The 24872-nt window shown below is 45.6% G+C and carries 22 protein-coding genes and 1 riboswitch; of the genes, 11 read left to right on the forward strand and 11 right to left on the reverse strand.

Annotated features, from left to right (window positions below):
- The first annotated feature begins 21 nt into the window (after positions 1 to 21).
- Positions 22 to 1236, forward strand: a complete 1215-nt coding sequence (locus HW988_RS06060; RefSeq protein WP_181606658.1) for an MFS transporter — start codon at positions 22 to 24, stop codon at positions 1234 to 1236.
- An 11-nt stretch (positions 1237 to 1247) separates the two neighbouring features.
- Here the strand turns inward: HW988_RS06060 and HW988_RS06065 are convergent, their stop codons facing one another.
- Positions 1248 to 1805 (reverse strand): dihydrofolate reductase family protein, encoded by a 558-nt coding sequence (locus HW988_RS06065; protein WP_181606659.1) that lies wholly within the window; start codon positions 1803 to 1805, stop codon positions 1248 to 1250.
- A gap of 199 nt (positions 1806 to 2004) precedes the next feature.
- Between HW988_RS06065 and HW988_RS06070 the strand changes: the two genes are divergently transcribed.
- On the forward strand, positions 2005 to 4002 hold the full coding sequence (locus HW988_RS06070) for a pitrilysin family protein (RefSeq protein ID WP_181606660.1): 1998 nt from the start codon (positions 2005 to 2007) through the stop codon (positions 4000 to 4002).
- A gap of 54 nt (positions 4003 to 4056) precedes the next feature.
- Here the strand turns inward: HW988_RS06070 and HW988_RS06075 are convergent, their stop codons facing one another.
- Both HW988_RS06075 and HW988_RS06080 read right to left on the reverse strand, forming a co-directional pair.
- Positions 4057 to 4926 carry an endonuclease I family protein gene (locus HW988_RS06075; RefSeq protein WP_181606661.1) on the reverse strand — a complete coding sequence of 290 codons (870 nt, stop codon included), beginning with the start codon at positions 4924 to 4926 and terminating at the stop codon, positions 4057 to 4059.
- A riboswitch (purine riboswitch) is annotated at positions 4917 to 5014 on the reverse strand. (Overlaps the previous gene by 10 nt.)
- Before the next feature lie 152 nt (positions 5015 to 5166).
- Complete coding sequence (locus HW988_RS06080) at positions 5167 to 5946, reverse strand: hypothetical protein (RefSeq protein ID WP_181606662.1); 780 nt, start codon at positions 5944 to 5946, stop codon at positions 5167 to 5169.
- A 348-nt stretch (positions 5947 to 6294) separates the two neighbouring features.
- Between HW988_RS06080 and HW988_RS06085 the strand changes: the two genes are divergently transcribed.
- From HW988_RS06085 to HW988_RS06100, 4 genes are all read left to right on the forward strand, one after another.
- Complete coding sequence (locus HW988_RS06085; RefSeq protein WP_181606663.1) at positions 6295 to 6909, forward strand: DUF938 domain-containing protein; 615 nt, start codon at positions 6295 to 6297, stop codon at positions 6907 to 6909.
- A 123-nt stretch (positions 6910 to 7032) separates the two neighbouring features.
- Entirely contained in the window at positions 7033 to 8007 is a 975-nt protein-coding gene (locus tag HW988_RS06090) for a YjgN family protein (RefSeq protein WP_181606664.1), read from the forward strand.
- Positions 8008 to 8010: 3 nt separating this feature from the next.
- A complete protein-coding gene (locus HW988_RS06095; RefSeq protein ID WP_181606665.1) occupies positions 8011 to 9072 on the forward strand; it encodes a M48 family metallopeptidase in 1062 nt (353 codons plus the stop codon).
- Between the two features lie 17 nt (positions 9073 to 9089).
- Positions 9090 to 10235, forward strand: a complete 1146-nt coding sequence (locus HW988_RS06100) for a winged helix-turn-helix domain-containing protein (protein WP_181606666.1) — start codon at positions 9090 to 9092, stop codon at positions 10233 to 10235.
- 2 nt (positions 10236 to 10237) lie between these two features.
- On the opposite strand, the gene HW988_RS06105 is transcribed toward HW988_RS06100, so the two are convergent.
- Entirely contained in the window at positions 10238 to 11632 is a 1395-nt protein-coding gene (locus tag HW988_RS06105; RefSeq protein WP_181606667.1) for a hypothetical protein, read from the reverse strand.
- A complete protein-coding gene (locus HW988_RS06110; protein WP_181606668.1) occupies positions 11629 to 12360 on the reverse strand; it encodes a hypothetical protein in 732 nt (243 codons plus the stop codon). The genes HW988_RS06105 and HW988_RS06110 overlap by 4 nt, the downstream gene beginning before the upstream one ends.
- Positions 12361 to 12673: 313 nt before the next feature.
- Here HW988_RS06110 and HW988_RS06115 point away from each other — a divergent pair, with 313 nt between their 5' ends.
- Positions 12674 to 14068, forward strand: a complete 1395-nt coding sequence (locus HW988_RS06115) for an outer membrane beta-barrel protein (protein ID WP_181606669.1) — start codon at positions 12674 to 12676, stop codon at positions 14066 to 14068.
- Between the two features lie 62 nt (positions 14069 to 14130).
- On the opposite strand, the gene HW988_RS06120 is transcribed toward HW988_RS06115, so the two are convergent.
- Positions 14131 to 15939: a hypothetical protein gene (locus tag HW988_RS06120; RefSeq protein WP_181606670.1), complete on the reverse strand. Its 1809-nt coding sequence runs from the start codon at positions 15937 to 15939 to the stop codon at positions 14131 to 14133.
- Between the two features lie 63 nt (positions 15940 to 16002).
- Here HW988_RS06120 and HW988_RS06125 point away from each other — a divergent pair, with 63 nt between their 5' ends.
- Positions 16003 to 16710 (forward strand): hypothetical protein, encoded by a 708-nt coding sequence (locus HW988_RS06125; RefSeq protein WP_181606671.1) that lies wholly within the window; start codon positions 16003 to 16005, stop codon positions 16708 to 16710.
- A 338-nt stretch (positions 16711 to 17048) separates the two neighbouring features.
- Positions 17049 to 17720, forward strand: coding sequence for a glutathione S-transferase family protein (locus HW988_RS06130; protein WP_181606672.1), 672 nt, complete (start codon positions 17049 to 17051; stop codon positions 17718 to 17720).
- A 65-nt stretch (positions 17721 to 17785) separates the two neighbouring features.
- Here HW988_RS06130 and HW988_RS06135 read toward each other — a convergent pair whose 3' ends face one another.
- The 3 genes from HW988_RS06135 to HW988_RS06145 form a co-directional block, all read right to left on the reverse strand.
- Positions 17786 to 18709 carry a LamG domain-containing protein gene (locus tag HW988_RS06135; RefSeq protein WP_181606673.1) on the reverse strand — a complete coding sequence of 308 codons (924 nt, stop codon included), beginning with the start codon at positions 18707 to 18709 and terminating at the stop codon, positions 17786 to 17788.
- Positions 18709 to 20265, reverse strand: coding sequence for a hypothetical protein (locus HW988_RS06140; RefSeq protein WP_181606674.1), 1557 nt, complete (start codon positions 20263 to 20265; stop codon positions 18709 to 18711). The genes HW988_RS06135 and HW988_RS06140 overlap by 1 nt, the downstream gene beginning before the upstream one ends.
- Positions 20266 to 20351: 86 nt before the next feature.
- On the reverse strand, positions 20352 to 20546 hold the full coding sequence (locus tag HW988_RS06145) for a hypothetical protein (protein WP_181606675.1): 195 nt from the start codon (positions 20544 to 20546) through the stop codon (positions 20352 to 20354).
- Between the two features lie 133 nt (positions 20547 to 20679).
- On the opposite strand from HW988_RS06145, the gene HW988_RS06150 reads away from it, so the two are divergent.
- Positions 20680 to 21279 carry a hypothetical protein gene (locus tag HW988_RS06150; RefSeq protein WP_181606676.1) on the forward strand — a complete coding sequence of 200 codons (600 nt, stop codon included), beginning with the start codon at positions 20680 to 20682 and terminating at the stop codon, positions 21277 to 21279.
- Here the strand turns inward: HW988_RS06150 and HW988_RS06155 are convergent.
- The gene (locus HW988_RS06155; RefSeq protein ID WP_181606677.1) at positions 21276 to 22103 is read right to left on the reverse strand and encodes a helix-turn-helix domain-containing protein; all 828 of its coding nucleotides are present in this window, start codon (positions 22101 to 22103) and stop codon (positions 21276 to 21278) included. The two genes, HW988_RS06150 and HW988_RS06155, sit on opposite strands and share 4 nt — an antisense overlap.
- Before the next feature lie 412 nt (positions 22104 to 22515).
- On the opposite strand from HW988_RS06155, the gene HW988_RS06160 reads away from it, so the two are divergent.
- Positions 22516 to 23358: a phospholipase A gene (locus HW988_RS06160; RefSeq protein WP_181606678.1), complete on the forward strand. Its 843-nt coding sequence runs from the start codon at positions 22516 to 22518 to the stop codon at positions 23356 to 23358.
- 16 nt (positions 23359 to 23374) lie between these two features.
- Here the strand turns inward: HW988_RS06160 and HW988_RS06165 are convergent, their stop codons facing one another.
- The gene (locus tag HW988_RS06165) at positions 23375 to 24871 is read right to left on the reverse strand and encodes a DUF1552 domain-containing protein (RefSeq protein WP_181606679.1); all 1497 of its coding nucleotides are present in this window, start codon (positions 24869 to 24871) and stop codon (positions 23375 to 23377) included.
- Position 24872 lies beyond the last annotated feature (1 nt).

Raw genomic sequence — 24872 nt, forward strand, 5'->3', positions numbered from 1 at the left:
CTTCTTCCGTAAGGCACAGTCATGATTCAGTCTTCCTCTTCACCCTCCGCTCTTACTCCGGCAATCCCCGGGGCTACGTCAAAAAGTTTTCTTGCGTTAGCGATGGGTGGTTTCGGCATCGGGATGACCGAGTTTGTGATTATGGGCTTACTTCCAAACGTGGCTCATCATCTGAACATCACCATCCCTGAAGCGGGGCATGTGATTTCTTCTTATGCTTTGGGTGTTGTCGTTGGGGCGCCGCTGTTGACCGTACTTGGTGCCAAGTATTCGGCCAAGAACTTATTGTTATTTTTGATGGCGCTCTTCACCCTGTTTAACGGCGTGTCGGCGTTGGCGACGGACTATTACTCGTTGATGCTTTTCCGTTTTATGGCGGGGCTGCCTCACGGAGCCTATTTTGGAGTGGGAGCAGTTGTTGCCAGTCGCTTAGCTAAACCGGGTAAAGAGGCTTCTGCAGTTGCGAGCATGCTTACGGGCTTAACAATCGCGAACGTGGTCGGCGTTCCCTTGGGAACTTATGTCGGTGTTCGCTTTGGTTGGCAGTGGGCTTTTGTGATGGTGGCTGTCGTGGGGCTTGCCACAACAATGGCCTTAAAATCGTGGATTCCGGCAATTCCGAAAAATCCCACGGCGAGTTTTAAGAGCGAATTTAAAATCTTTAGAAATTTTAATCTGTGGATCTGTATCGTGATCACCGCCATTGGCTTTGGTGGGTTTTTTGCTTGGATCAGTTACATTGCGCCTCTGCTGACAGATGTGACTAAGGTGTCTCCTGAAATGATTCCGTTGTGGATGGTTCTGGCTGGCGTGGGGATGACTGCGGGAATTATATTTGGTGGGAAACTTGCGGATCGTTTTTCCGCATTGAAAGCGGCCATCGCTTTGATGACGGCAATGATGTTGATGTTAATTTTAAGCAGCTTGTTAGCTGAATACCAGGTCGCAACATTCGTGATGGTTTTCTTAACGGGAATGTTCGCAATGGCGCAATGTCCGCCGGTGCAAATGTTGTTAATTCAAAACTCTCAAGGTGGGGAGATGTTGGGTTCTTCGCTGGGACAGGCGTGTTTTAATGTCGGAAATTCTTTGGGAGCATTCCTGGGAGGATTGCCGTTGGTCATAGGATATAGTTATGCAGCCCCTACATTGGTTGGCGCCATGATGTCTTTGGTGGGGATCGTCTTTGCGTTTATTTTGATGAAGCGTGTTTCAGGCTGGTTCTGGGTGCGATAGACCAAAGATACTTATTTGGAATAATTCACCTGATAATGTAATTCCACGAAAAGTTCCGCAATAGGGGTTGCCGATAACAACTTCATCGGTGGTTGCATCTTTCTGGGAAACAGGGGGGCACCACCTGACAATGTTAACGGTGCGACTTGAATAATCATCTCATCCAACAAGCCAGCATCATAAAACTTGGCCGTTAGTTCGCCTCCGCCAACAATCCAGATGTTTTTATCGCCAGCGGACTTTTTCATTTCTTGATGCACGGGGAGTACATCACCTTGCACAAATCTGACATCCACGCCGGGAATAATGGGAAGTTTGCGCGTGGTGAAAACCCACGAAGGCATTTTGTAAGGCCACGCCTTCGTTTTATCTGTTGCTTTCGCTATTTGATGTTCATAAAGCCACTCATAGGTGTGTGACCCCATGGCGATAGCGCCAACTTCGGCAATGAACTTTTCATAAGTGGGTGGAACTTCGCCAGAGCTAAATTGAAATAACCAATCCAGGGAATTGTTTTCGTCAGCCAAGTAGCCATTCAAGCTTGTCGCGCCGTAAAACAGTGTTTTCATCAAATAACGATAGTTTATTTTCTGGCATATGAAAATCTGAAATTGAGAGCCAACGGATCTGGCCTTTTGTCCACCGAATAAAAATAGGTCTGTCATCCTTTCGAAGGGCAGAGATCGTCGAAGGTCTAGGGGGGACCCTGTTAACATAAAAATGTTTATTTGGTGTCAAACTTCGTCTTCAGATGCCGATAGGTAGAGCATGAAAAAACTAATCATCTCAATGTTTGTTTTCGCTCTGGCTCAACATTCTTTTGCTGCTGAAATCGGCGAAGATCCTTACAAGAAAATTGAGCACGTCACTTTGAAAAACGGTATGCAGATTTTCTTGGCCCCTAGTGAAGAAGCCACCACGACAGAGCTTCGTTTAGAAGTCGGTGTCGGTTGGGAAGTCGAACGCCAAGGTGAGTATGGGATGTCTCACTTGCTTGAGCACGTTTTGTTCAGAGATAAGCAATTGAAAGACGAAATGACTTATCTGCAGTTGATTAAGGAAGCGGGTGGCAGTGCCAATGGGACGACAATGCCTCGGCAAACTGCTTATTTTGGATCAATTCCTGCGAAAAAGGGAACTTGGTTGCTGGAAAGCTTCGGTAAGATGATTCTTGAGCCCAGCATTATTCCTGAATACGTTGAAAAAGAAAAAGGTACGGTCGAACTTGAGATCGGCCGCCCAGGTCCTATCTCTGAAACATTGGGTTTTAATCCGATGGACTACATCTATCCGGCATATTTTAAAGGTCCAAGCTTTATGAAGAGTGAGTTTGGAATTTCGGAGGACGATGATAAGTTCACTCGCACAGAGGAACAGCTTTCCAATCGCCGTCTGCAAGTGGATCAGCTGAAAACGCACTATGCGGATTGGTATTATCCAGCAAACATGAAACTTTTCGTGGCAGGTAAATACGACCGCGCTCAAATCATGGCAGAGATCAATAAGCGCTGGGCAAGTCTTCCGGCAAGAGAAGGCAAAAAACTAAAAGCTCCGCCAACTCCAAAGCCTGCAGATCGTCCTTACGTCCGTCGTATTCTGTGGGAGGATACTCCCTATGTTTATATCGGTGGTAAATCTTGGAATCGAACTTTCAAGGACATCGTGATTGCAGCCTCCTATATGGAGTTCTTGTCACATCGTTTGATGAAGGAAATCCGTAACGTCAAAGGCCAGACTTATTCTGCGAGAAGCTTTGATTACTACTCGTATGGTTATGGCTATGGAGCTTTGCAATTCCAAACTCCCAAGGAGCATCTGCAAGAGAACATCGATATCGCAAAATCGTACTTGCAAAACGAGGCTCGCGACGGAAAGTTCACCGAAGCACAAATGAAAGAAGCGATCACGCTTTACCTTTCTGAATATCAGCTGATGGGTCGTGATGCTGAAAAGATGATGCATCTGGCAGGTAACTATGAAAACCAACTGGTGGAGTACGGTTCATTCCAGTCGCCATTCGAGATTCTTCAAAATGTGACGTTAGAAGACTATAATAAGAGCCTGCAGGCAACGTTTGACGAAAAGCACGCTTATGATGTGGTTTATACACCAGCGATGTTTTTCTCTTTTGATGTGTATTTGATGTACTTCCTGGTCGCAGTGGGTTCGTTCATTGGTCTGCGCAGACTCTTTACGAAACCGTTTGCTCACGATCGCCTGCAATGGATTCGTAAAGTTAAGTACCCTCCGGTTAAAGCCTTGGAAGCATTGGGTGTGATCGTCATGTATTACGGGGTTATTCACACGCAATTATTCTTAAGCTCTCTGTTTACGAGCTCCCAGTTCGTGCAATCGCATTTATTCTTGTCACAATATGTGTATGGGGCCGTTTGGATGTTTGCGACAATTCTGGTGGCGCAAGGCGTGTTCTCGTTAATGCCAAGAAAGCTTATGGTGGTCGATGGAAAATTGATGATCAAAAGTCTGACTTACTATTCGAAAGTTATTCCTTTGGATCAGATCGCAAAGGTTGAGTCCTTTAATTACTTTAAGAAGGCCTTTGATATTAAACTTTGGATCAAGCAGGTGAACTTCAGATATTTCTTTGTGAATCCAATGTTCTGGCAAAAAGGTCTGATGGTTGAATTGAAGAATGGAAAGGCCTATTACTTTGGTGTGAATGACGCCGAAAAGTCCTGCAAAGAGTTGGTAGGACTCCTCCCAGGAAAAGAAAAAACAGACGGCGAGATTTCCAAAGCCGCTTAAAACGAAAAAAGCCAGAGTCTCCTCTGGCTTTTCTTTTTTTCGCGGTTTTAGCGATTAGAACTTGTTAATTTTATCAACCAATTCAGGGTAATCGATGAATGGGTTTCTATTGCCTTGAACAGTTAGGATCGCGTTGTTGCGAGCCATTTCTTCTTCGTCCACGGGATCTTCTTTGTCCCATTTACGCAAGAAAGCTTCTTGGCGTGGGCTGATTGGCAAGCTGTAGTGTACGGAGAAATAGAACAATGCACGAGCTACGTTCCCTTTGTGAGCTTGTGGTGGTTCGAAAACATCTGGTCCGCCACCGCCAACAGCCTTACCGAAACGAGCCACTGGGCATTTCAATGTTTTGTTATCTTTTTCAACTTCACCGAACTCGTAGTTACCACGAGTAGAGTTCATTTCGTTGTCTGTTGGATATAAGTGATGCAAATCAGATTTTTGCATTGCTACATTGAACTGACCAGAGAAACGGCTTTGTGGCCAAGTGTGCTCGGTGTTCAAAATGTTACCATCTGGGTATTTGCCTGGAGCTGGGCCGCGACCAGAAGCAAATTCAGATTCAGTTCTGTAAACTTGGCAATAAACGTCTGGAAGAGCGTATTGGCCGTCAACTTTAGTCAAATAGTAGGTACCCATCAACCAAGCGCGTGCACCATCATATCCCAAAGAGATGTGTTGGTAGCAACCTTCGCCAGAGCAGTTTTCAGAAATTTTGTCGTAACCGTTAGCAACTTGTTTGTGCTGGTTGCGAAGGATGTAAGCGATTCTGCTTTTCAAAGCTTCGTTAGAAGCGCCGTTAGCAAGATCTTGGTAGAATTCTTCACCGTAATATGAAATTCCGTGAGAAAGGGGAGCGGCGTTGATCGAGATCGCGAAGAACATCGAGCAGACAACTAGAACTAAAGAAAGCATTGCTTTCATGGGACCTCCATAGACAGGCATTAACGGTGCCCGGTAGATACGCGATTCCATATTAATCGCTTATATGCGGTTTATCTTGCCCAATGGTTTGTCCCATCATCCAAAAAGAGGCAACTATCATTTCAAAATTGTTAAGGCCACGGGCGTCAATTGTGTAACAGATGAGCTGAACTAACGTTAAAACACAAATGAGCGCTGAAAATCTTAACAAAACGCTGACTTAATCAACAGCACTGCGATCTACTCGTAGAATTCGACTTTCTTTTCCTCAATGTCTGTCTGCTCAAGTAGCACTCTTAAAAACTTTGTCGTCGATTTTCGGCCGTAGTTCGTAATCTTCCAAGTGAAGCCATCTTTGAATTTGATAACATATAAAGGATTCGTCGAAACCGACTTGTTAGGAGCGATCTGTTTAGCGGCGACGATGATCTGATCAACCTGATCATATGTATAAGTATGAGTTTTAAACGAAAAGAAGCTATTTAAGATGATCTTATCTTCGCGTAGATACGAGATGTCCCTCAGAACATTTATATAGAAAGCAAGACAGATGATCGCTCCCCATTTCAAAGCGTACGGGTAGAGCTTCTCTTCATCAAAGCCCTGTCTTTTCGCGTAAAGAAAGCGCAGGATTCTGTAATCGCGCTCACCATACTTTTTGCGTAAGATAATTGCCACCAATGTCGGCATGCTAAGGAGCGCGTAAAAGAACGCCGGAATTGCTATCGCTGATTCTCCCAGATCCTCGATGGCCAAAAACTTTGGCTGAAAACCCAGATAGACGTATCTAAGATTACCGAGCACGTAAAGCAGGCCGACTCCAGTAATAGCGGTAAGAATGAAATAGAGGAAAAGAGAAAGTAACATGATCTCCGAAAGTTGATTCTGATGTTCAGGAGTTATCTGCGATTCATCAACTTGCGTCGGCCCCAGTGTTTTAGCGTTTTGCATGAGCCAATAAAAGCCAAAGGTCAAACAACCCGACATCAAGGCAAGACTGATATCAAAAACCAAATTCATATTTGCTCCCATTAATATTGTAGGCATACAATATTCATATAAACAACATGCTGTTAATTGTGAGGTTTGTATGAATGCTAAACCCGTCGCGATAAAAGTTTTTCTGGGAGTTGCCGCTGTATTGGCTGTGCGCTGAATTGAAAAGTAAATTGTCCGAGGAAATGTTACCCTTCATAAACGAAACTTCCTATCGCCTGGTCGCCACTCGGCCTCCTTGGGTTGCAGTAAAAAATAGAGGTAAGGAAACTGTCGTAGTTCGAGTGGGGAAAGATCGCAGTCCCTTTTGCAATCCACAATAGAGCCATATAATAGCTGGTGAACGAGGGAGATTGGTGATACGTTGCCTTCATGGAAAAACCTTTCTCTCCCTCTGCTGATCGTAACAAAGAACCTATTTTAGAAGTGCTTAAGAAAGTGCTTCGACCTGAGGACCAAGTTTTGTTGGAAGTGGGATCGGGGACTGGTCAACACGCGATTTATTTTGCGCCGTTTTTTCCGAAGACGACTTGGCAGCCTACCGAGGTGAGTGAAAACCTCCCGATGCTAAAGGAAGCCATCAAAGAGGCGGGGATTCGCAATATCAGAACTCCGTACCGTCTAAAAATTGGCGAAGATGATTTTCCGATTCGTACCTATGACGTGATTTTGACGGTGAATACTTTCCACATCATGCACTGGAAAGAATGTAAGTCCTTTATCAAACTTATCAGTGGTCGCCTGGAAGAGGGCGGCAAAGTTTTGATTTATGGTCCGTTTAACTATAACGGCAAATTCACAACACCAAGCAATGAGGAATTTGATAAGACATTAAAAGAGCAGGATCCGCAAAGTGGGATTCGTTCTTTTGAGGATGTGCTGGCAGCGATGTTTAAGAATGGCTTTGAGTTGATTAAAGACTATGAAATGCCGTCCAATAACCGCCTGCTTTATTTCCGTCGCTTGAAATTCGTCAGCAAACGTTAATATCAGTCCAATCAAGACCAAAGTATCGCATCACTATGAGACCTGATTCGGTCTCATAAAGTTTTTAATGTTTACACGCTTGAATGCCGAAGAGTTAGGACCACTAACAAGGAGCGTTCCCGTTTGGAAACAGCATCTTCGACCACTTCATCTTCCCAATCGGGCCGCTTTAGCCTTGAATTCACAGGCAAGGGTTCTGAACTTGCCCTGATCATGCTAAAAAATCTTTTTCTGACGATCATCACGTTGGGGATCTATCGTCCTTGGGCCAAAACTAATTTCCGTCGTTACTTGTGGGAAAACGTGCAGTTCATGGGTGACCGTGCCGCTTACGTAGGGACTGGGGAAGAACTGTTTTATGGTTGGTTAAAGCTTTTTGCGATCATCGCGGCTCTTTTCGGGGTGAGCAATATCGTAAAAGTAGTGGCGCCATTTTTGTCGGTGCCATTGAGTATCGCGGGTATGTTTTTGTGGGCTTTCGTATTTGCGATAGCGACTTATTCCGGTCTTCGTTACCGTCTGTCGCGTACAACTTGGAGACAGGTGCGCTTTGGTGTGGATAAAGACAAAGAGCAAACGAAAGCTTTCCTTAGGCTTTATGCCAAAGGGGTTTTGTATTCGATCCTGACGTTGGGCTTTTACTATTCATACTTTCAAAATCAAAAAAGAGCTTTCTTGGTGAATCGTATGCGTTTTGGTACGGTTCATTTCTCTTACGATGGCACAGACAAAGACTATTTCGTTCTAAATGCTAAAGGGCTTCTTTTATCGATCATCACTTTGGGTTTCTATGGCCCCTGGTACATGGCTAGCGTTATGAAATTTAAAATGGAGCACACCCATTTTCAGGGGGCTCGCATGGAATTTACGATGTCTGGTAAAGACATCTTCTTTTGTACTTTGATAGCTTACTTGGGCGCGATCTTTTCTTTCGGATTGGCTGTGCCCTGGATATTTGCGTGGGGTCTTGGTAAAATCGTTGAAAACATCCATGTTGTTGGTGATGTTGATTTTGCCCAAGTCCACAGTATGAAAAGCGATGGCAGTGCCTTGGCCGATGATATCGTTGCCGAATACGATTTGGATCTGGGTTTCTAGTCAATGAGATCTTATCGCGCTAAGTACTTTGACGGCGAAACTCCCTCATCGCAGGAAGTTTTGGTTAAAATAAACGAAGCCGTTCTGGAAATATCCAAGGACGGACGTTTGCTTGATACGTGGCCGTTAAAATTGCTTCATCGCGATCCGGTCTATATTTCAGTTATTGTCGTCTTGTGCCAAGGGGAGCCCGATGCTCGTCTCGAAATTCTGGAAAAAGACTTTCTGCAAGAACCTTTATTAAAAGTAAAATTTCAAAAAGAGCAACCGCTGCAGTTCAAGAAAAGTCAGATTGCCTTATGGCTATCAGCTTTAGTTGTTGCCGTGGGTGTGGTGTTTTTAGCGGTGAAACCCGTCACTAAGATGATTGCGCGAAATATCAGTCATGCCCGTGAAAAGCAGATGCTGGGCGCGATCATGCAGTTGCGACCGCCCACGATGTGTCAGCTTTCGGTTTCTCAGGGGATTGCATTTGAAAAGCTGCTTTCCAAAGTTTATCCAATTCAAGAAGGGGATAAAGAGCTGGGAATTGAGTTTCATGTCATTAAGAATGCCCAAGTGAATGCCTTTGCACTTCCTGGAGCACAGATTTGGATTTTAAGCGGACTGCTGGAAAAAGCGCAAAGTCCGGAAGAGATCGTCGGAGTTCTGGCCCACGAGATCGAACACGTTAAACAGCGTCATATTCTGGAGTCCATCGTGCGCAGTACGCTTTTAACTTCGTTGATGGCGATTTCAGTGGGTGATGCATCTGCTGTGTTGGTTGTGGACCCGCACACAGCTTCGCAATTCTTTACGTTGAGTTTTGATCGCGAGATGGAAGCTAGCGCTGACAAAGGTGCTTTGAATCGCATGCGTCAGTCTAAAGTTTCCACCCAAGGGATCATTGATTTATTTAAGCGTCTTGATGAAACGGGTCCTGCTTCCAAGATCCCAGAATTTATTTCTACTCACCCCGCCGGTAAAGCCCGCATTGAAATGTTTGAGCCTTATTCGATCGCGGCAGATAATCAGCCGATTTTAACTAAAGAAGAATGGCGAGACTTGAAGCGTGCCTGTCAGTAAGGTATCTTTAAAGTGCGATGTCAAAAGTTATATTTTCACCAGCACAAGTGCGCGCGCTTTGGTTGCAGTCTCAAGGATTGCACGAAGCCCGTCCTTTTGGTAGCGGCCCCAAAGCTGTCGTCAAAGCCATCAAGCACTTGGGATATGTGCAGATTGATACTATCCATGTGATCGAACGTTCGCATCATCATATTTTGTATTCGCGAATTCCTGATTACAAAAGGTCCTACCTACATCTGGCACAAACCAAAGATAAAACCGTTTTTGAGTATTGGACTCATGCCTTAGCTTATATTGCGACGGATGATTTTAAATACTTCATCCGAGACATGAAGCGGAGAAAAGAAAATCCTTCAAGCTGGTATAAGGATGTGACAGCCGCTGATGTCAAAAAAGTATTAGGCACGGTTAAAAAGCAGGGTGCGATTTCAATTCGTGATGTAAATGATGAAGAACTTGTGGAAAAAGATCATCCGTGGGCCAGCAAAAAACCATCCAAGCGGCATTTGCAGTGCGCCTTTAACGGTGGAGATTTAGTTATCGCCGAACGTATCGGCATGCTTAAAAAGTATGAACTGACGGATCGCCATTTTGGTTGGGCGAAACGACCGAAGGCGGCCACCCAGGCTGAAGTGTTTGATTATCATATTGATCGAGCGTTGCAGTCGCAAGGGGTGGTCAGCTTAGAGTCCATCGCATATATGCAAAAGGCAGCATTTAAAAAGGAAATTTCTAAGCGAATCGAAGCTCGAGTTCGTAAGAGATTGTTATCGCCTTTGGAAATTACCGGGGCTGAGAAAGTTCAGTTTTGGATTGATCCCGAGCATTTGGATTCAGAAATTCCGGAAGCGAATGATCTGACACATATTTTATCGCCTTTTGATCCATTGGTGATTCAGCGTAAGCGCTTTAATATGTTCTTTGGTTACGATCATAGATTTGAGGCATATTTGCCAAAGGCAAAGCGCAAATACGGATATTTCACTTTGCCAGTGATTATTGGCGATCAGGCTGTTGCGGTGTTAGATCTAAAAACAGATCGTCAAAATCAGGAACTATTGATCCAGCAGTGGAGCTGGCTGGGGAAGCATAAATCAAAAACGAATAAAGAATTGATCGAAGGCGAGCTGAACCGTTTTGAAAAGTTTCAGCTCGCAAAATAGATTTAAAGATCTTCCAGGCGTTTTGACCAGTAATATGGAACAATCTTTTTCATCTTAAAGTCACCGAACTCTTTGGCGCGGACCCAGGGAGTGTCTTTAGATTTTTTTACCATCATAAAGCCTTTGTTCGAAATACCCATGATGTAGCCATTTTCCATTTCCGCAAAGGATGTGATATTTGGATAGGTCTTTGCTTTGACGTCAACTTTAAGATCTGCATCGCGAGTTGCCGCGAAATCTTTCGGTTTCGGCATCGAGTAGACTTTTCCATCGCTCATTAACAGTAATAAGGAATTGTTCCAAGTTTGATAGCGATCAGCGAAAGCCACCGGTTTAAGTTCGTTAAAACGATATGTTAAGAACCCGTCGCCATCCATACATTTTAAGTCATTTTTAAATAAAAAACAGTTGTCGACATTTGCATAAATATCTTCGATTTCTGCTCTTTCGGACGGGGACATGCCGCTAAAGGCCTTGATTAAAGTTCCTTCGCGAAGGATCCACTCGCGGGTAAAATCATACTTTGTAACAGTGCCATTTTCGAAAAAGACGGTTGGCAATCCCGCGTGCAAAGTGAGGCCGATGGTTTTGTCGGTAAATTCTGCAAGTCGGTATTCTTGATTTCCCTGATAGAAGGCAAGAATATTGTCGTCATCCAGAAAAATGCCACCTTTTTGCAGTCCCAGGGGAGCTTTATTGAAGTTGTTCAAGGCGCCCAGCACGATGTTCGAACGGGATTCTTGTTTGACGGCTTCATTTTTTGTCGTCATGTAGACTTGAAATTGAAAGCCCAGGGAAATGCCATAGGAACCCTGTTCTTGATAAGTATTGTCACAAGCACCTTCAGTAGATTCTAAAATTCCGTGGGTGCAGTCCACATGGACGAAGCCATCAATGTGGCGAGCCTCGTGAACTAAAAAACCAGCGGCTTGATTCGGCGTACTTTTTTTCATTGAAGGGCAAAGATGCATGATGCCTTGGTCTGCTTCGGAAAAAAACACTCTGGCGGCAGTACTTTCTTCGCAGTCGGAGTCGTCAGCTGTCTCGATTTGAATTTTTTTAATACGTTTCTTAAGGAAATTGATCCCGCCTTCTTTACTAATTAAAGTTTGAAAGTTCGACGGGATTTTGCCATTGGGCATTTTGCGTAGATAGTCGATGCCTTGCAAGGCCACTTTAAAGATACCCTGATCGCAGACATCCATTTCAGAGTAAGTCTTAGTGACTTCGCCAAAGCCGTTGATGTCTTCAAATTGGTATTGGGACAAAGCGTATCTTAATAACTCTGGATTGATACATTCTTTGCCGGTGTCTTCTGCCTGAGCCGCTCCTGTACAGAAAAAAATCAAGCCTGAAGCGAGAATTCCAAGAATAGTTTTAGGTTTAAAAATTCTCATTGTCCGTTATCCTTACTAGCCAATTTTTCTTGGATCATCATGTTGATGGCGCGAGTGAGCTTTCCAGGTTTCCCGTGGCGAATTCCTCCGGCACTGATCGAAGCCAGAAATGTCAGGGTCTTATTCTGTTGCACATCGATGGTTTTTTCTAAGATTGGTAAAACCTCTTTGGAATTGTCCGTCAAGCGATCCAATGATTCCAGGGCTGTGACACGAAGGGGAGTTTCAGTTTCTTGTGCACTCGCTTTAAAATTCGTCATCACAATAGTGCCAAGTGCCGGGATCGCTTTGGCGCCGGCTTTAGACAACAGATAAATACTTGCACGGCGAACCGAGTGATTTTGATTCATGTCGATCACGGCAGAGCCTAATTGTTGAATTTCTTCAGAAGTTAAATGATCCGCCTTAGAAGCTTCTGGTGGCAGAGCCACATCCGGGCGCGAAAGCATCATCGCCACATAATTCACCTGACGCTCCAGGCGCGGGGAGAATTGAGTGCGAGGCAGAGTCACTGGTTGAGCAGAGGGGCTTAAAGCTACAGTGCCTGAAGGACTTTGAGTCATAGATGGTGTGTGAGACTTCCTAGCTGAGTTCTGCGAATTCAGGACCGTATCTGCCGCCACGGAATCATTCGAAATAACAGCAGGCTTATGAGAGTGATTAAACCAGTAAACACCAGCAATCAAAGTAACCGCTCCCAGCAAATGAAATTTCCCAAATTGAGACACTCGCTACCTCCACGAATATCGATGGTAAAAGCGAGATTCATACCACGGTCAAGTCACTATTAGTTCACCGTGGTATCAGAAACGATGTCTAGGGTTCTTGGCGGAGACAAGAAACGGCGCCAAGAGTGGCGTTTCAGAATGAGAACGTACGTTTTGTCAGGATGTTTGTGCTTTAAAAAATGCACCTAAAATGCCCGGTGTTAAAAATAAAAAATAGATAAAATTTATTTCGAAGAAGCTTTCTTGGCCTCAGTTTTATCAATTTTTTTATGCGAGGGCATTTAGACTCCCTTCCTAAACAAAGGAGTTTAAAATGATCACTCGATCATCGCGGTTTTTGCGTTGGGCATTAGCCGCTAACATAGTTACTTTTTCAGCAATCTCATATGCAGAAGAACAATCCGAAGCAAAAGCAGCTGAGCCTTTTGCTTTCGCTGATTTTACTTGGATGAATGGGAACAATCGTCAAAAGTCAGCTCTGCTCGATTCAAAATACTTCACCGGTACTTTCATGGCAGATACGAATGTCGTATTGGATTTCAACACGCCTAAAGATCACACCTTAGTTGGGTCGACATCTTCCGGGCGTACCAATGAAATTCAAGTGACACAGTTAGGAATTGGTGGAGATTTCCACCATGAAAACGTGCGCGGTCGTATTATGACCCAGTTCGGGATGTACTCGTCGATGACTCCGAGAAACGATGCTTCGACGGCTCGAGGACAATGGGATGCGAACACAGCGTACCGATACGTCTCGGAAGCCTATGGTGGTTATCACTGGGACACGTTGAACGGAATTAATCTGGATGCCGGGATATTTATGTCCTACATCGGTCTTTTCAGTTACTACAATTTTGAGAATTGGGCTTATCAAGCTTCGTATACTTCTGCAAATACACCGTGGTTTTTTAATGGTCTTCGCCTGCAAGTCTTTCCTACGGAGCGTTTGAAAACGGAAGTGTGGCTGATTAACGGTTGGCAGTCCTATGGAATGTTTAACGAAGCGCCAGGTGTTGGATATCAAGTGAATTATCGACCTACGGGAGATTTGTCTTGGGTATTTAATGGGTATGTGGGATCGGATACCCTCGGAACTCCGGGGCGCACACGTTTCCATAGTGATAACTCGGTTCAATACAAGTATCTTGATACACCATCAAAATTTCTTAGCAAGGCAGCTTTCTCTGTGACAGCCGATATTGGTTGCGAAAGTGGCGGAGGAGTTCAATGTAGCAATGGTGATAGCACCACTCCTAGTCAGTATTTTATTGGCGTCATGGCTTACAATCGCTTATGGTTCGCAAGTAACAAGTATGCCCTGACATTGGGAGCTGGAATGATCAATAATCCAGGACGTTACTTGGTATTAATTCCACCTATTCAAACCTCGCAAACAGGTGCCAGCGGTGGTGCGAGTGCAACGAACCCTGCCTTGGATAGCAATGGCAATCCGTATTTCTCGCAGAATCCTGGGGATGATTTCAGAGCCTGGGACGCTTCAGCGACCTTCGATTATATGCCGAACGAGTACATTACCTTCCGCTCTGAATTTATTCATCGCGAAGCCAGTGTAAACTATTTTTCAGGACCTGGCGGTGTGACATCACCAGATGGACTGAATACATCAACACAACCTTCTGGCTGGAAACCTGATCTGGTGAATACCGAAGATCGAATTAATCTTGCCATGATGGTTAGATTTTAGCATCTGACCTAAAGGCCCAGAAAGTCTCTGGGCCTTTGAGAGTATTTCATAAATACTAAAAATTAATTGAGAATCGTTGCGAACTCCGCTTTATTTTGTTCAATCAAAGTCAGAGCGGAAGTGATCCCATTGTCAATGCGCGATTTTTCTGCAAAGTACGGAGCGAGCGCTTTGTTTAGCTCAGACTCACGACCTTGAGTGGCTTGAATTTTCGCCAGCACATCTTGAATTTTCTTATCCGTTGCAGAAAGACCGGCTACGGATTGCGAACGAGCTGTTTGGTAGCCCGTCTGTGTCTGCTCCAAAGCTTTCAACTCATTTTGCAATCTAACTACGACATTTGCTTTGGCAGTCATGTCAGCTTTTTTAGCTGAGTAACCAACGCTTTGATCATAGGACTGTACTGCCGCAGTTCTGTTCGTCACTTCATCACGAGCGCGGGAAACAGCGGCTTCGGCACTGAGGCGTTGATTGCGCAAATCAGAGATTTGGTTTTGCAAGTTTGGGATCACACTTTGCTGATAGTTATTAATTTGATTCGCAACGTTTGTGTACGCGTTCATCTTTTGATCCAAATCGCTACGAGTCACGTTGGCATTTTGAGTCAGGCGATTTTGTACATTCGCCGTTTCGCTATCAGCATAGTTTTGAACTTTGTACATCAAGCGGTCACAACGTTCGCTACCACCACGACGGCAATATTCAGTAATCGGGTGCCATTGAATTCGGTCATAGCGCTCGCGGTTGTAATCAAAGCTTCTCCAGATAGAATCCGTGGCATTCGCGTATTGACGTGCAGTTTGGATTTCAACATCCAGCTGCGACAATTGACGGCTGAGACCTGACACCTGATTTTGAGCTTCGTTCAAAGCCGATTGTTTGCTTTGAATGCTTTGTTCGATGCTGGAAAGCTGACTTTGATAGCGAGCCAGATCGTTTTTCGAGTTTTGCACAAGAGTGCTCAAACGTTTGTATTCTGCCTCGTAAGGAGCCAAAACTTTCCACGCGTCATCGTAAACTGCATTTGCACCGGCAACTTCAACTTCTTTAGCGTCGATGGAAGCTTGCTGAGTTATGATTTGTTGATCCAAGTTTTGAATCTTTTGTTCCAACGAGGATTTTTGATTGCGCAAGTTCACGAGCTCTTTCGTTGTCAATTGATCCAAGGATCCAGTGACAGAGCCAAGCTCTTGAATTTGTTTTGCGTATTGCGTGTTCAGTGCAGTCAATTGTCTTTGGAAAGCTGCTTTTTGAGAGTTTGCGGCAACGGAGCCCTGATACAAAGAGCGAAGGCGAGCGGCTTGTTCTTGATCAAACTTCAAAGGATCCATCGTAGCCGTTTGCGCTGGGACGAAAGATTTTTCAAAGTCTGAGGAAAGCAATGATTTGCCACCCGCACATTGTGCAATCAATGCATCAACGACGTCACTTGAACCACGCAAAGAAAAGTCTACAGCTTTGCTAGGTTCATTCGGTGCAAGAACTTGAACCATTAAACGTGTTTGGCGTTTGATGTAAGAGATCAAAGCATTCGAGTCTGTTGGTACATGCCAGAAAGACAAGTTCCCTGAAGCATCTTGCATGGGGATAAATACAAAGCTTTGAATCGGTGCAACCTCAGTGGAAAGACGGAAGGCTTTTGCAGCACCCGAGCTGTCACGAAGCCAAGCCTCGACTGGAAATGCGCCAGATTTATCGAAGCTTAATTCAAAGCGATAAGTTGCCCCCGCAATTGTGCGGGAGGTGGAAGCGATGCAAGTCGCGTTGGCATCATTCAGTGACCAGTCTTTCACCGTCACTGGTTTTGCAAATGCGATCGCAGAAACTAAAACACTGGAAGAAATTACCGTGAGTGAGCGTATTGCATTCATTTTTAGTTCCCTTCAACTTGAATCAATTCAGAAGTTTCTAAATTCATATGACGAGGACCACCTTTGCCCGGTCCGCCGGGCCCGTTGCCAGGTTTGCCCGGCGCCGGTCTTCCAGGGCCGGGACCAGGTTTCGGCGCAGGCGGTTTAGGCGCTGGAGCTGGTGGCTTCGGAGCTGGAGCCGGTGGCTTTGGAGCCGGAGCTGGTGGCTTTGGAGCCGGAGCTGGTGGCTTTGGTGCCGGAGCCGGTGGCTTTGGTGCCGGAGCTGGTGGCTTTGGCGCTGGAGCTGGTGGCTTTGGCGCTGGAGCTGGTGGCTTTGGTGCCGGAGCTGGTGGCTTTGGAGCCGGAGCTGGTGGCTTTGGTGCCGGAGCCGGTGGCTTTGGTGCCGGAGCTGGTGGCTTTGGCGCTGGAGCTGGTGGCTTTGGCGCTGGAGCCGGTGGCTTTGGTGCCGGAGCTGGTGGCTTCGGAGCCGGAGCTGGTGGCTTAGGAGCCGGAGCTGGTGGCTTCGGAGCCGGAGCTGGTGGCTTAGGAGCCGGAGCCGGTGGCTTAGGAGCCGGAGCTGGTGGCTTTGGTGCTGGCGCAGGCGGTTTAGGTGCAGGCGCTGGTGGTTCTGGACGTTTTGGGCACCAACGAGATGAAACTTCTTCTGATTCTGTTGTGCAGTTTACGACTGTGCAGTTTGCGAAATTGCGTTGGCAAAGATTCACCGCAACTTGTTCAGCATTCCAGCGATCTTCTCCAGAACCTTTTACTGTGATTCGATTTCCAAGATAGTCTGTCCCAACGGCGTCACAAGTTGCATACTCAAGGTTGCAAGTTTCAACGCAGTCGCCATGTTTTGCTTGGCAAGAGCCGCAGCTATCGTGGCCACCCCAATGTTCTTCCCAACCTTTATCACGAGCACTGCATGTAACGCGTGACGCAAAGGCGGGGGCTGTTCCGAATGACAGCATAAAACTTAAAAACAGACTTAGTGGTTTCATTTTGGACTCCTCCGTGCCGAATTACTCACGAATGCAACTCATATACCAATTAAATTGGTGTACTTTTGCACCAAGGCGTAAGAGAAAGTGTTAACAATACGAATGCGTTGACCAGTGGAGGAAACATTCATGGCGTACCATGTTCACAGCGATAAACCTTATTTTGACTTAGTGATTGGCGACAAAACTTATTCATCATGGTCCATGCGTACCTGGTTGGTCGCGGTTCAATCCGGTCTTCCATTCAAAGAAATCAACATCAAGCTCGATGAAAAAAACACGGCAGCACAAATTGCAAAACACACAGACTCTGGGAAAATTCCGGTGCTGAAACAAGGCAAGCGCGTTATCTGGGATTCACTTGCCATCGCTGAATATTTGAACGAACTTTCGCCAGAAGCAAAATTGTGGCCCGAAGATGCCGGCACTCGTGCTTTGGCCAGAAGTTATGCTGCAGAAATGCATTCAGGTTTTCAAAGCTTGCGCTCAGAACTGAGCATGGATTTGAAACGCACTCAGCCGATTCGTCACATGACCGAAGCAACAGCGCGTGACATCGAACGCCTTTTAAAAATGTGGAAGGATGCCTTGAAGGTGAGTGAAGGGCCCTTCCTATTCGGTGACTTCTGTATCGCTGATGCTTTTTTCGCGCCGGTTGTTATGCGCCTTCATCACTATGGAATTAAAATCAATGACCGCATGGTGAAACAATACATGAAAAACATCCAAGACCATCATGGCGTGCAATTTTGGGTCGAGGACGCAAAGACCGAAAAATCAAAACCAATTCAATTTAAATAATTAAAAAAAGGGGCCTCGCGGTCCCTTTTTTTATCTAGATCACTCGTCAAGATCACAAGAAATAGTTAGTTACATTTTTGATTGCGATAAAGCATGAAGACTTCAGTGGAAGTCAGTTCCTTATTCCAGACAGCGAACTCATCCATACTGCCCGAGAATGCAATTGATGTCGGCGTCGTATTCGTGCCTGAAGGGGCGCCCACAAGATAGAATGGATAAGCGGCGTCACTTGTGAATCCGCCGACGCCTGCAGTTTGATAGGTGTAACCACCATACGTGCCGGCATTTGGACAAGTACCCGGAGAGGAAAGATAAACGCTTCCCGAACCCGTCGTAATTAGCTCGAAACCATTCATGTAGATTTTTACGCCGTTCGCATTAGAAGTTCCATCCCAGGTGACTGTAATCATCCGCCAAGTATTATTGAACGACGTCGCAATCGGACATGTCTGTACGACCATATTTGTGACTGAGTGAACCTTTCTGAAATCAAAAGATCCACTGGGGTTGAGTGTAAGATAGTATCCCGCTGAAGAATTGTTGTCACTTTTGTAAAACAAGCGGATCGCCGTGCTTGAGGGAATACTCATGTTCACCCAAAAGTTCCAGGTCGCGGCAGGCAAATTGGCAAGTGAGGTCGCTGATGTCGAGATAGAATCATTTGCATTTCCAGAGGCGGTCAAATAGTTCCGAAGAAACGCGATTCCATTCGGTGCGCCGGGATGATCAGCGAATGCCAGCGTTGCAGAAGAATTAGTCGCTGTTGCATTGGCGAGTGCGATTTCAGAGGCAACGACGGAACCATTTGTAATCGTACCTGTGCCATTCAAATGATAAATCGCCTTAAGACTATTAGCTTGAGGCACCCACGAAGAAAGCGTCGTCGGTTGGCAGCGAAGAGTGGGATACCCCCTCATCGCAAATGACATGTTCATTTGTGCGAAAGATTTTGCGCTAATAACCAAAAGAATTAACGCCAGCCATTTCATTACTGGAATCCTGTTGACCAAGTGATGTAACAATCAAAGTTCCCGGCGTTATTCACAGCCAGGATCGAGAACACCGTATGAGTTGCAGAAATCGTCGCTTGAATTGGGGGAGAATAACGGGATGTCGTGCAACCCGAGAATGAATAAGTGCGAGACGTCGTGTCTTGAACAACGATGGTGTAGTTGCCCCCATGAACCAAGCCATTTAACGTGATAACAGATCCGCCCACAGCCGTTAAAAGCTGCGTATTCCCCAAAGCCAGATTCACAATCGATCCCGTCACTGCCGCAGGAGGAACACTGACGATAGGGCCTTTAACCTGCAAGCTGCCGGTGCCAGCCGCTAAACCAACCATGACATTTCCGTTGGTGTCGATATCCAGGCGATTTGTGCCAGCAGTTTTTAAAGAGAACGTATTCGCGTCGTTTGTTCCAACCGTAGTTGCAGCTCCATACGAGTTTCCGCCGTTATATAAAATTCCCGTCGGAAGATCTGTCGAAGCAATCGCTCTGAAGCTTGGAGCGCCAGCAGCTCCACTGGGGGCTGCCATAAAAGTCGCAGAGGCTTGAGTGCCAAAGTTCGTTCCACTGACACTGATATTTTGACAGGTCAGATTATCCATCGCTGAATTGTAGGTCAGTGTCTGACTAGCAGTACAAGATGTTGGTAAGCTTACAGTACCTGTTACAATCGAACGTAAATCCGTCATCGTGACAAAGCCCGGTGACCAAAGCGCACCATCGTAGCGAAGTACTTGTCCAGTAAGAGTCGGCGTTACTGCCGCAATATTTGTCCCACGCAAAGCCACCACTGTCGGATTTGGATAGCTATTCGTTAAGTCGCCACCTGCAGTCGCACCGGCTTGCATCGCATTTACGATACGTGAGTCGTTACCAGCGGCAACAGTTCCTGCAGTCGTTCCCGCATTGAGGGTCAGAGTGGGTGTGGTCGTGCCGTTATTGACTGTGATATATGAGTTTGCCGAAGAAACACTAGTCACGCCAGTTGATGCCGCAGTCGCGCAGGATAAAGATGTTCCGTTATAAGTTAGGTACTGGCCGGCGGCACACGTCGGCAAGCCTGCTTTTAGAAGGAAATCAGAGACATCTTTATCAGCGAGTTTCATCGCATTGATAGAAACAGGAATATTTCCAATCACCACATCGGGACTCATCGACACACCATTCACTTTGATATGCAACGAGCGAACCGTAAAGCCCGAGATCGTGGTGCTGGCAGCTCCCTCACAATTCACACTGCCACTGGAAGCAAAAATACGATCTGCTGTATTGCCAGTGCTATCTGTACGGGTTCCGATTCCAACGATGGCGCTGAATTCCCCAACACTTCCGGGAGAGATCGTTTGAGTTTCTTCAAACAAAATGCAGGCGCCAGTGATGATTTGAAATGTGACGGTCGAAGAAGTGGTGATCGGGGTGCCCCCGGAATCTGTCAGGACACCTTCATAGGTTAATAAACTGCCGGGTGCAGCGGAGGCAGCCCACGTCAGTTGACCCATTAAGAAAATAAAAATGCCGAACAGTGATTTCTTCAAGTTTCCCTCGAAGTACTGATCGGCATTAAACTAAAGTTCGCTGAGTCTAGCTACCTAAAATTACTAACCTTTTAGACTCAAAGATATTAACCCAGGCGGCAGCTTTCTTTCGATGCCATTCGTGGGGCTTTATCCAGAAGGCGCGACATACAAGCACCTTCCGTTTTGAAAGCTGACTTTTGGCCAACTTCAAACTTTAATTCCGTGGATTCCACGGAAGCAAACGACATCAAAGACCCAATCAGACCAAAACACGCAATTGCTAAAGCGATTGATTTCATTTTCGTTCCTTATCCCATTACTAACAGCTAGAGAATTTATCGGAATAATATGGCCTGGACCTAAGGCTTATTTGCGAAAAACTTAGACGAAATTCTCAGAATTCCGTCTCAGAATGAGACTTCGGGGGAATCTATGAAATACGTATTGGCCACGCTTGTAACACTGATCGCTGTCAGCGCAAATGCCATGATCTGGTTTGAGCCCATGGTCAGTTACGAAGCCTCCGGAACCACAGCGGTGGACTTTACGACAGCAGGGAAAGCTCTTAAAGGAGTGGCCTCCGATAACGGCACCAGCTTGGGCGCGGTCAACTATGGAGCCCGCTTGGGATGGCTTGGTAAAAACCAAGTGTGGTTCGCAGGCGAGTACATGGCCGCTTCCGGTGGGAAAATCAAATACAACACCCGCGAAGATGAATTTGAACGTGAATCGATCGGGGCCGATTTGGGAGTGTGGCTGGATCGTTGGAATTTGTGGGTGGGGTATAACTTCACTGATAAATTGAAAGTCACGCCACTGAATGCGACTCAGCAAGATGAAATCACGGGGACTGCAATTCGTGTGGGTATTGGCTATATTTTGGCGCGCCACCTGGCGTTCAATGTCGAAGGGGCTTACCGTACTTACAACGAAGGGAAATCAGTTAACGACACAACATTAAATGATTTCCCCACGTATATTGATAAGTTTACGCAAACGACAGTCAGCGCGGGATTTTCATTCCCGTTCTAAATGTTTTCGATCTTTCCGGCCAGCTCGTCGATGGCTTTCAAGAATTTAGATTCTTGAGGCAAGGACGTGTGGGCATTGATGATGACCGCCGTAAATAACTTGTCGGAATCGTAAGCTTTCTCTTCGATTTTGCCGATCGCCTCCAGTTGTCGGATGGCGGCATCGTGTTCGAGAGCCCACTTTTTATAACTTTCCTTGGTCAATTTAATATTTGCGACAGAATATGTCGCTTCAGTTTGTTGTAGGCGAGCTTTAGGGTCAGCAGATTTTTCGCTTAGAAGGGCATTGGTAATAACGTCGGAAAAAAATCCGGCTGTGCCATCAATCCAGCGCTTGTAATATGTTTTCGCAAGAATGCCATCACCGAAATCCACATGGGGGCCATAGGTGGATTTTACCCGCAGATTTCCGGTAACTTTGATCAGTCCCAGGTTTTCCAGTTTGACCAGATATTTATCCAGAGAAAGTTTCGTTAGTTTATATTGCTCGGCAATTTCTTGAGGCGTTTTACCGTCGTGGATTTTTAAGAAAAATGCCAGATAGTTCATGTTTTTCGCTAAAAACTTTTGTTGCTCTTCCGTCAGGGAGCCTTCGTCTTTGGATGATTTGGCATTGGCGGTGAGCGCGTGCAAATCAGAAAGATTCAAGTCTAAAATTTCACAAATTCTGAAAAGATCATTCAAACCTAAGTCATGATCACCCATCCAACGTTTAATCGTCGGAACTGACACGTCAAGATCTTGAGCCAAGTCTTCGTAAGTCATCTTACGTTTTTTAAGTTGTTCTTTTAGAACCGTTTTAATTTTATGAATTTGAATATCCATGTCTTAGTTGCTCCAATTTCTGTAGCCAGCGCCGAATTCTTTTTCCAAAAGTGCCATATCGATTTCAGATACGCCCGTTGCAAATAACCAGTTAAAAAATGCTTTCATAGGGTCCTCCGTTTTAGGGTTTGAGGTTCTGAAAACATATTTGCCCCGGTTTTGAGGGGCTCGCAACTGACGTTTCCAAGGTATCAGTTCCTGATCCTAAAAGCCAATTTAAGGCTCAAAATTCGCAAAAAGTATCCAAAATAGATCCGTGCCAGGTGGGGCATATTTCTACGTTGAGCGAGGAGGAATGGTCCAATCACAGGCGTGCGGTGTCTCTAAATCAATTAAATTGTTTTAAAGCACTTCATCTCTTTGCACGTCCTTTGCTTCATAAAAAATCATCATAATGGAAGGGGGGAGCAAAATGTGGAACCATCGAATTATCGCAATCACCGCCATGGCTCTTATTATCGTATTTGGGGTCACCGTTTTGGCGCAAACCTCGACTGAAAGCACCGAAAAAGAGGAATCATTAGGGCAGGATGTTTTAATTAATAAATCAAAAAAATTGTCGGCCCTGGAAAAACAAGAGCAACTGCGCATCTTGTATTACAAGCCGATTTATTTTGCCTATGGGGAGCCGACCAGCAAACTGCAATACAGTTTCCGCGTGCCACTCTTCGAAAAATTCCCTTTAAATTTTGCCTATACCCAAATCATCTTTTGGGAACTGCAAGAGGAGTCAAAACCTTTCTTAGATGCGACTTACAATCCTGAGATGTTCTATCGCATCGATTACGATAAAAAGACAATTCGCTCTTTGGATTTGGGTATCTTTGAGCATAACTCAAACGGTAAAGCGGGTGATCAATCTCGCTCCTATAACCAAAGTTATCTGCGTGCGAATTGGGCCTTTGAATCTAAAAGTTGGGTTGTTCAATTCTCTGCAAAGGTCAAGGCGATTTACGGAGTCGATGAAACCAATCGCGACATCTATGATTATGTGGGACCTTTAGAGGGGGAGATTAAATTTATCCAGCTCTTTGATTCGATGTTTGACCAATTGGAAGCCGTGATTAACATCAATCCCGGGGGGAAGTGGTCAACGGAGTTTGATAAAGGTGGTTATCAACTCAGTTTAAATTTTCATGTGGGTGGTTTGAAAGTCGTACCGGCATTCTATGTGCAGTACTATCACGGCTATGCTGAAACTTTGGTGAATTATGATCAGTCGGTAGATGAATTTAGAGCGGGCTTAATGTTCTAAGCCCGCTGTTAAGAAATTAACCTTTAATCAGTGGCAGGATTTCACGTCGGTGATTCACACCCAAATACGTGTAGCTTGATTCCAGTGTCCCATACACACCGTAACCTTGTGTTGTCCCTACCTCGTAGTCGGCTGGTTGCATACCCATGGCTTGCATGATCGTGATCAGCAATTGATTGTAAGGACGACCGCGTTTGTAATCCCCTTCGTCGCCACCAATGGGACGGCGCAAGTTTCCATATGAAGGACCATAGTCAATGTGACGGCCTGGTTTTAAAAAGCCACCGGCACTGCCTGCAAGCAAAACTGGATTATTCACGGAGTTGTGGGCATTGGTATTTTTCGTCGTACCTTGGTCATTACCCCACATAATCAGGGAATTATCCAGGTACGTCGTACCCGTCGTTGTATCCTCAACCACGTCCATTCGAGTTAAGAAGCGTGAAACACGATTGGCAAAGAAAGTCATCATTGCAAGTTTCATTGCGCGAAGCTCGTCTGTACCAGCGTGATTGATATCTTCATGGAAGCGGTTTGAACCGGTGATCCCAGGAACAAAGTTTACCGAACCACTGAAATAGTCGTAAACATGCATCATCAAAGTCGCCACTTGGATTTTTCCGCACTTAACGCCCACTTCAATCACATCAAACATCTGATCAATGACCACTTGGTAGTCGGCAGGATTGGATGACTTCGTCGGTGATGAAGTCGGACCCGTCGGTGAGGTACATGTCATCGGTGGGGGAGTTGTGACATTGGCGTTTAGTTTCTTTTGCAGATCACTGATCAAAGCCATATGTTGCTCAACGCGGGCCAAGTCATCTTTAGAAAGACGCTTGTTCGAGCGCAAGTTCACGTACTCTGCATAAACTTTATCAACGACTAGAATATCACGACGCGTGAGCTTATCCGCCGCACTTGGCGTCGTTGTCGTCGTACCGGTACCAAACATGCTTGAGAACACCGCAGAAGGGTTGAATTGACCAGGCACATAGGCCTTGTTCAAAACACTCACGTGGGAAGCACCCGTATAGTTCCCGTCATCCACCGATTTAACGTAAAGATTCAGGGGAGAACCACCATAGAGATATTTTGCAATCACTTGGTCAATACTGCTGGTCGCTTCGGAAAGCACGCCACCAGTCAACATGCACTCGGCATTGTGATTCGGAGTTTTTGAAAGTGGATCCAGACGGGAAAGAATTAACAGTTTCGAGCGAAGGGAGTCAAACTGACTGCCCAGCACCGGAGACATGTTGTTTGGAATCGCTGACAACGCGACTTCACGGGCGTAAGTTTGCTTTTCACTCCAAGTGAATTTTGCCGGATCGGGAAGCCAATGCTCTACAGCCTGACAGTGACCATTATGGATGGCGATAAAACGTTTTTTAATGGTCGGCCCGGTCTGCGCCTCGGCTTGTGGAAGCATGGAAGGCAGAAAAGGCAAAGCGAGTGCAAGACCACCGGTGCCTCTTAAAAACTGACGACGTGATAACTTATTCCAATGCATA

The organism is Bdellovibrio sp. KM01, assembly GCF_013752535.1.
In the GTDB taxonomy this organism is placed as follows: domain Bacteria; phylum Bdellovibrionota; class Bdellovibrionia; order Bdellovibrionales; family Bdellovibrionaceae; genus Bdellovibrio.

What these genes read in the sequence shown, in the direction of transcription:
- HW988_RS06150 (WP_181606676.1), top strand. Translation starts at nt 20,680, where the DNA reads ATGAAATACGTATTGGCCACGCTTGTAACACTGATCGCTGTCAGCGCA.
- HW988_RS06130 (WP_181606672.1), top strand. Translation starts at nt 17,049, where the DNA reads ATGGCGTACCATGTTCACAGCGATAAACCTTATTTTGACTTAGTGATT.
- HW988_RS06060 (WP_181606658.1), top strand. Translation starts at nt 22, where the DNA reads ATGATTCAGTCTTCCTCTTCACCCTCCGCTCTTACTCCGGCAATCCCC.
- HW988_RS06115 (WP_181606669.1), top strand. Translation starts at nt 12,674, where the DNA reads ATGATCACTCGATCATCGCGGTTTTTGCGTTGGGCATTAGCCGCTAAC.
- HW988_RS06080 (WP_181606662.1), bottom strand. Translation starts at nt 5,946, where the DNA reads ATGAATTTGGTTTTTGATATCAGTCTTGCCTTGATGTCGGGTTGTTTG.
- HW988_RS06095 (WP_181606665.1), top strand. Translation starts at nt 8,011, where the DNA reads ATGAGATCTTATCGCGCTAAGTACTTTGACGGCGAAACTCCCTCATCG.
- HW988_RS06100 (WP_181606666.1), top strand. Translation starts at nt 9,090, where the DNA reads ATGTCAAAAGTTATATTTTCACCAGCACAAGTGCGCGCGCTTTGGTTG.
- HW988_RS06085 (WP_181606663.1), top strand. Translation starts at nt 6,295, where the DNA reads ATGGAAAAACCTTTCTCTCCCTCTGCTGATCGTAACAAAGAACCTATT.
- HW988_RS06120 (WP_181606670.1), bottom strand. Translation starts at nt 15,939, where the DNA reads ATGAATGCAATACGCTCACTCACGGTAATTTCTTCCAGTGTTTTAGTT.
- HW988_RS06075 (WP_181606661.1), bottom strand. Translation starts at nt 4,926, where the DNA reads ATGAAAGCAATGCTTTCTTTAGTTCTAGTTGTCTGCTCGATGTTCTTC.
- HW988_RS06165 (WP_181606679.1), bottom strand. Translation starts at nt 24,871, where the DNA reads ATGCATTGGAATAAGTTATCACGTCGTCAGTTTTTAAGAGGCACCGGT.
- HW988_RS06160 (WP_181606678.1), top strand. Translation starts at nt 22,516, where the DNA reads ATGTGGAACCATCGAATTATCGCAATCACCGCCATGGCTCTTATTATC.
- HW988_RS06065 (WP_181606659.1), bottom strand. Translation starts at nt 1,805, where the DNA reads ATGAAAACACTGTTTTACGGCGCGACAAGCTTGAATGGCTACTTGGCT.
- HW988_RS06155 (WP_181606677.1), bottom strand. Translation starts at nt 22,103, where the DNA reads ATGGATATTCAAATTCATAAAATTAAAACGGTTCTAAAAGAACAACTT.
- HW988_RS06105 (WP_181606667.1), bottom strand. Translation starts at nt 11,632, where the DNA reads ATGAGAATTTTTAAACCTAAAACTATTCTTGGAATTCTCGCTTCAGGC.
- HW988_RS06070 (WP_181606660.1), top strand. Translation starts at nt 2,005, where the DNA reads ATGAAAAAACTAATCATCTCAATGTTTGTTTTCGCTCTGGCTCAACAT.
- HW988_RS06135 (WP_181606673.1), bottom strand. Translation starts at nt 18,709, where the DNA reads ATGAAATGGCTGGCGTTAATTCTTTTGGTTATTAGCGCAAAATCTTTC.
- HW988_RS06145 (WP_181606675.1), bottom strand. Translation starts at nt 20,546, where the DNA reads ATGAAATCAATCGCTTTAGCAATTGCGTGTTTTGGTCTGATTGGGTCT.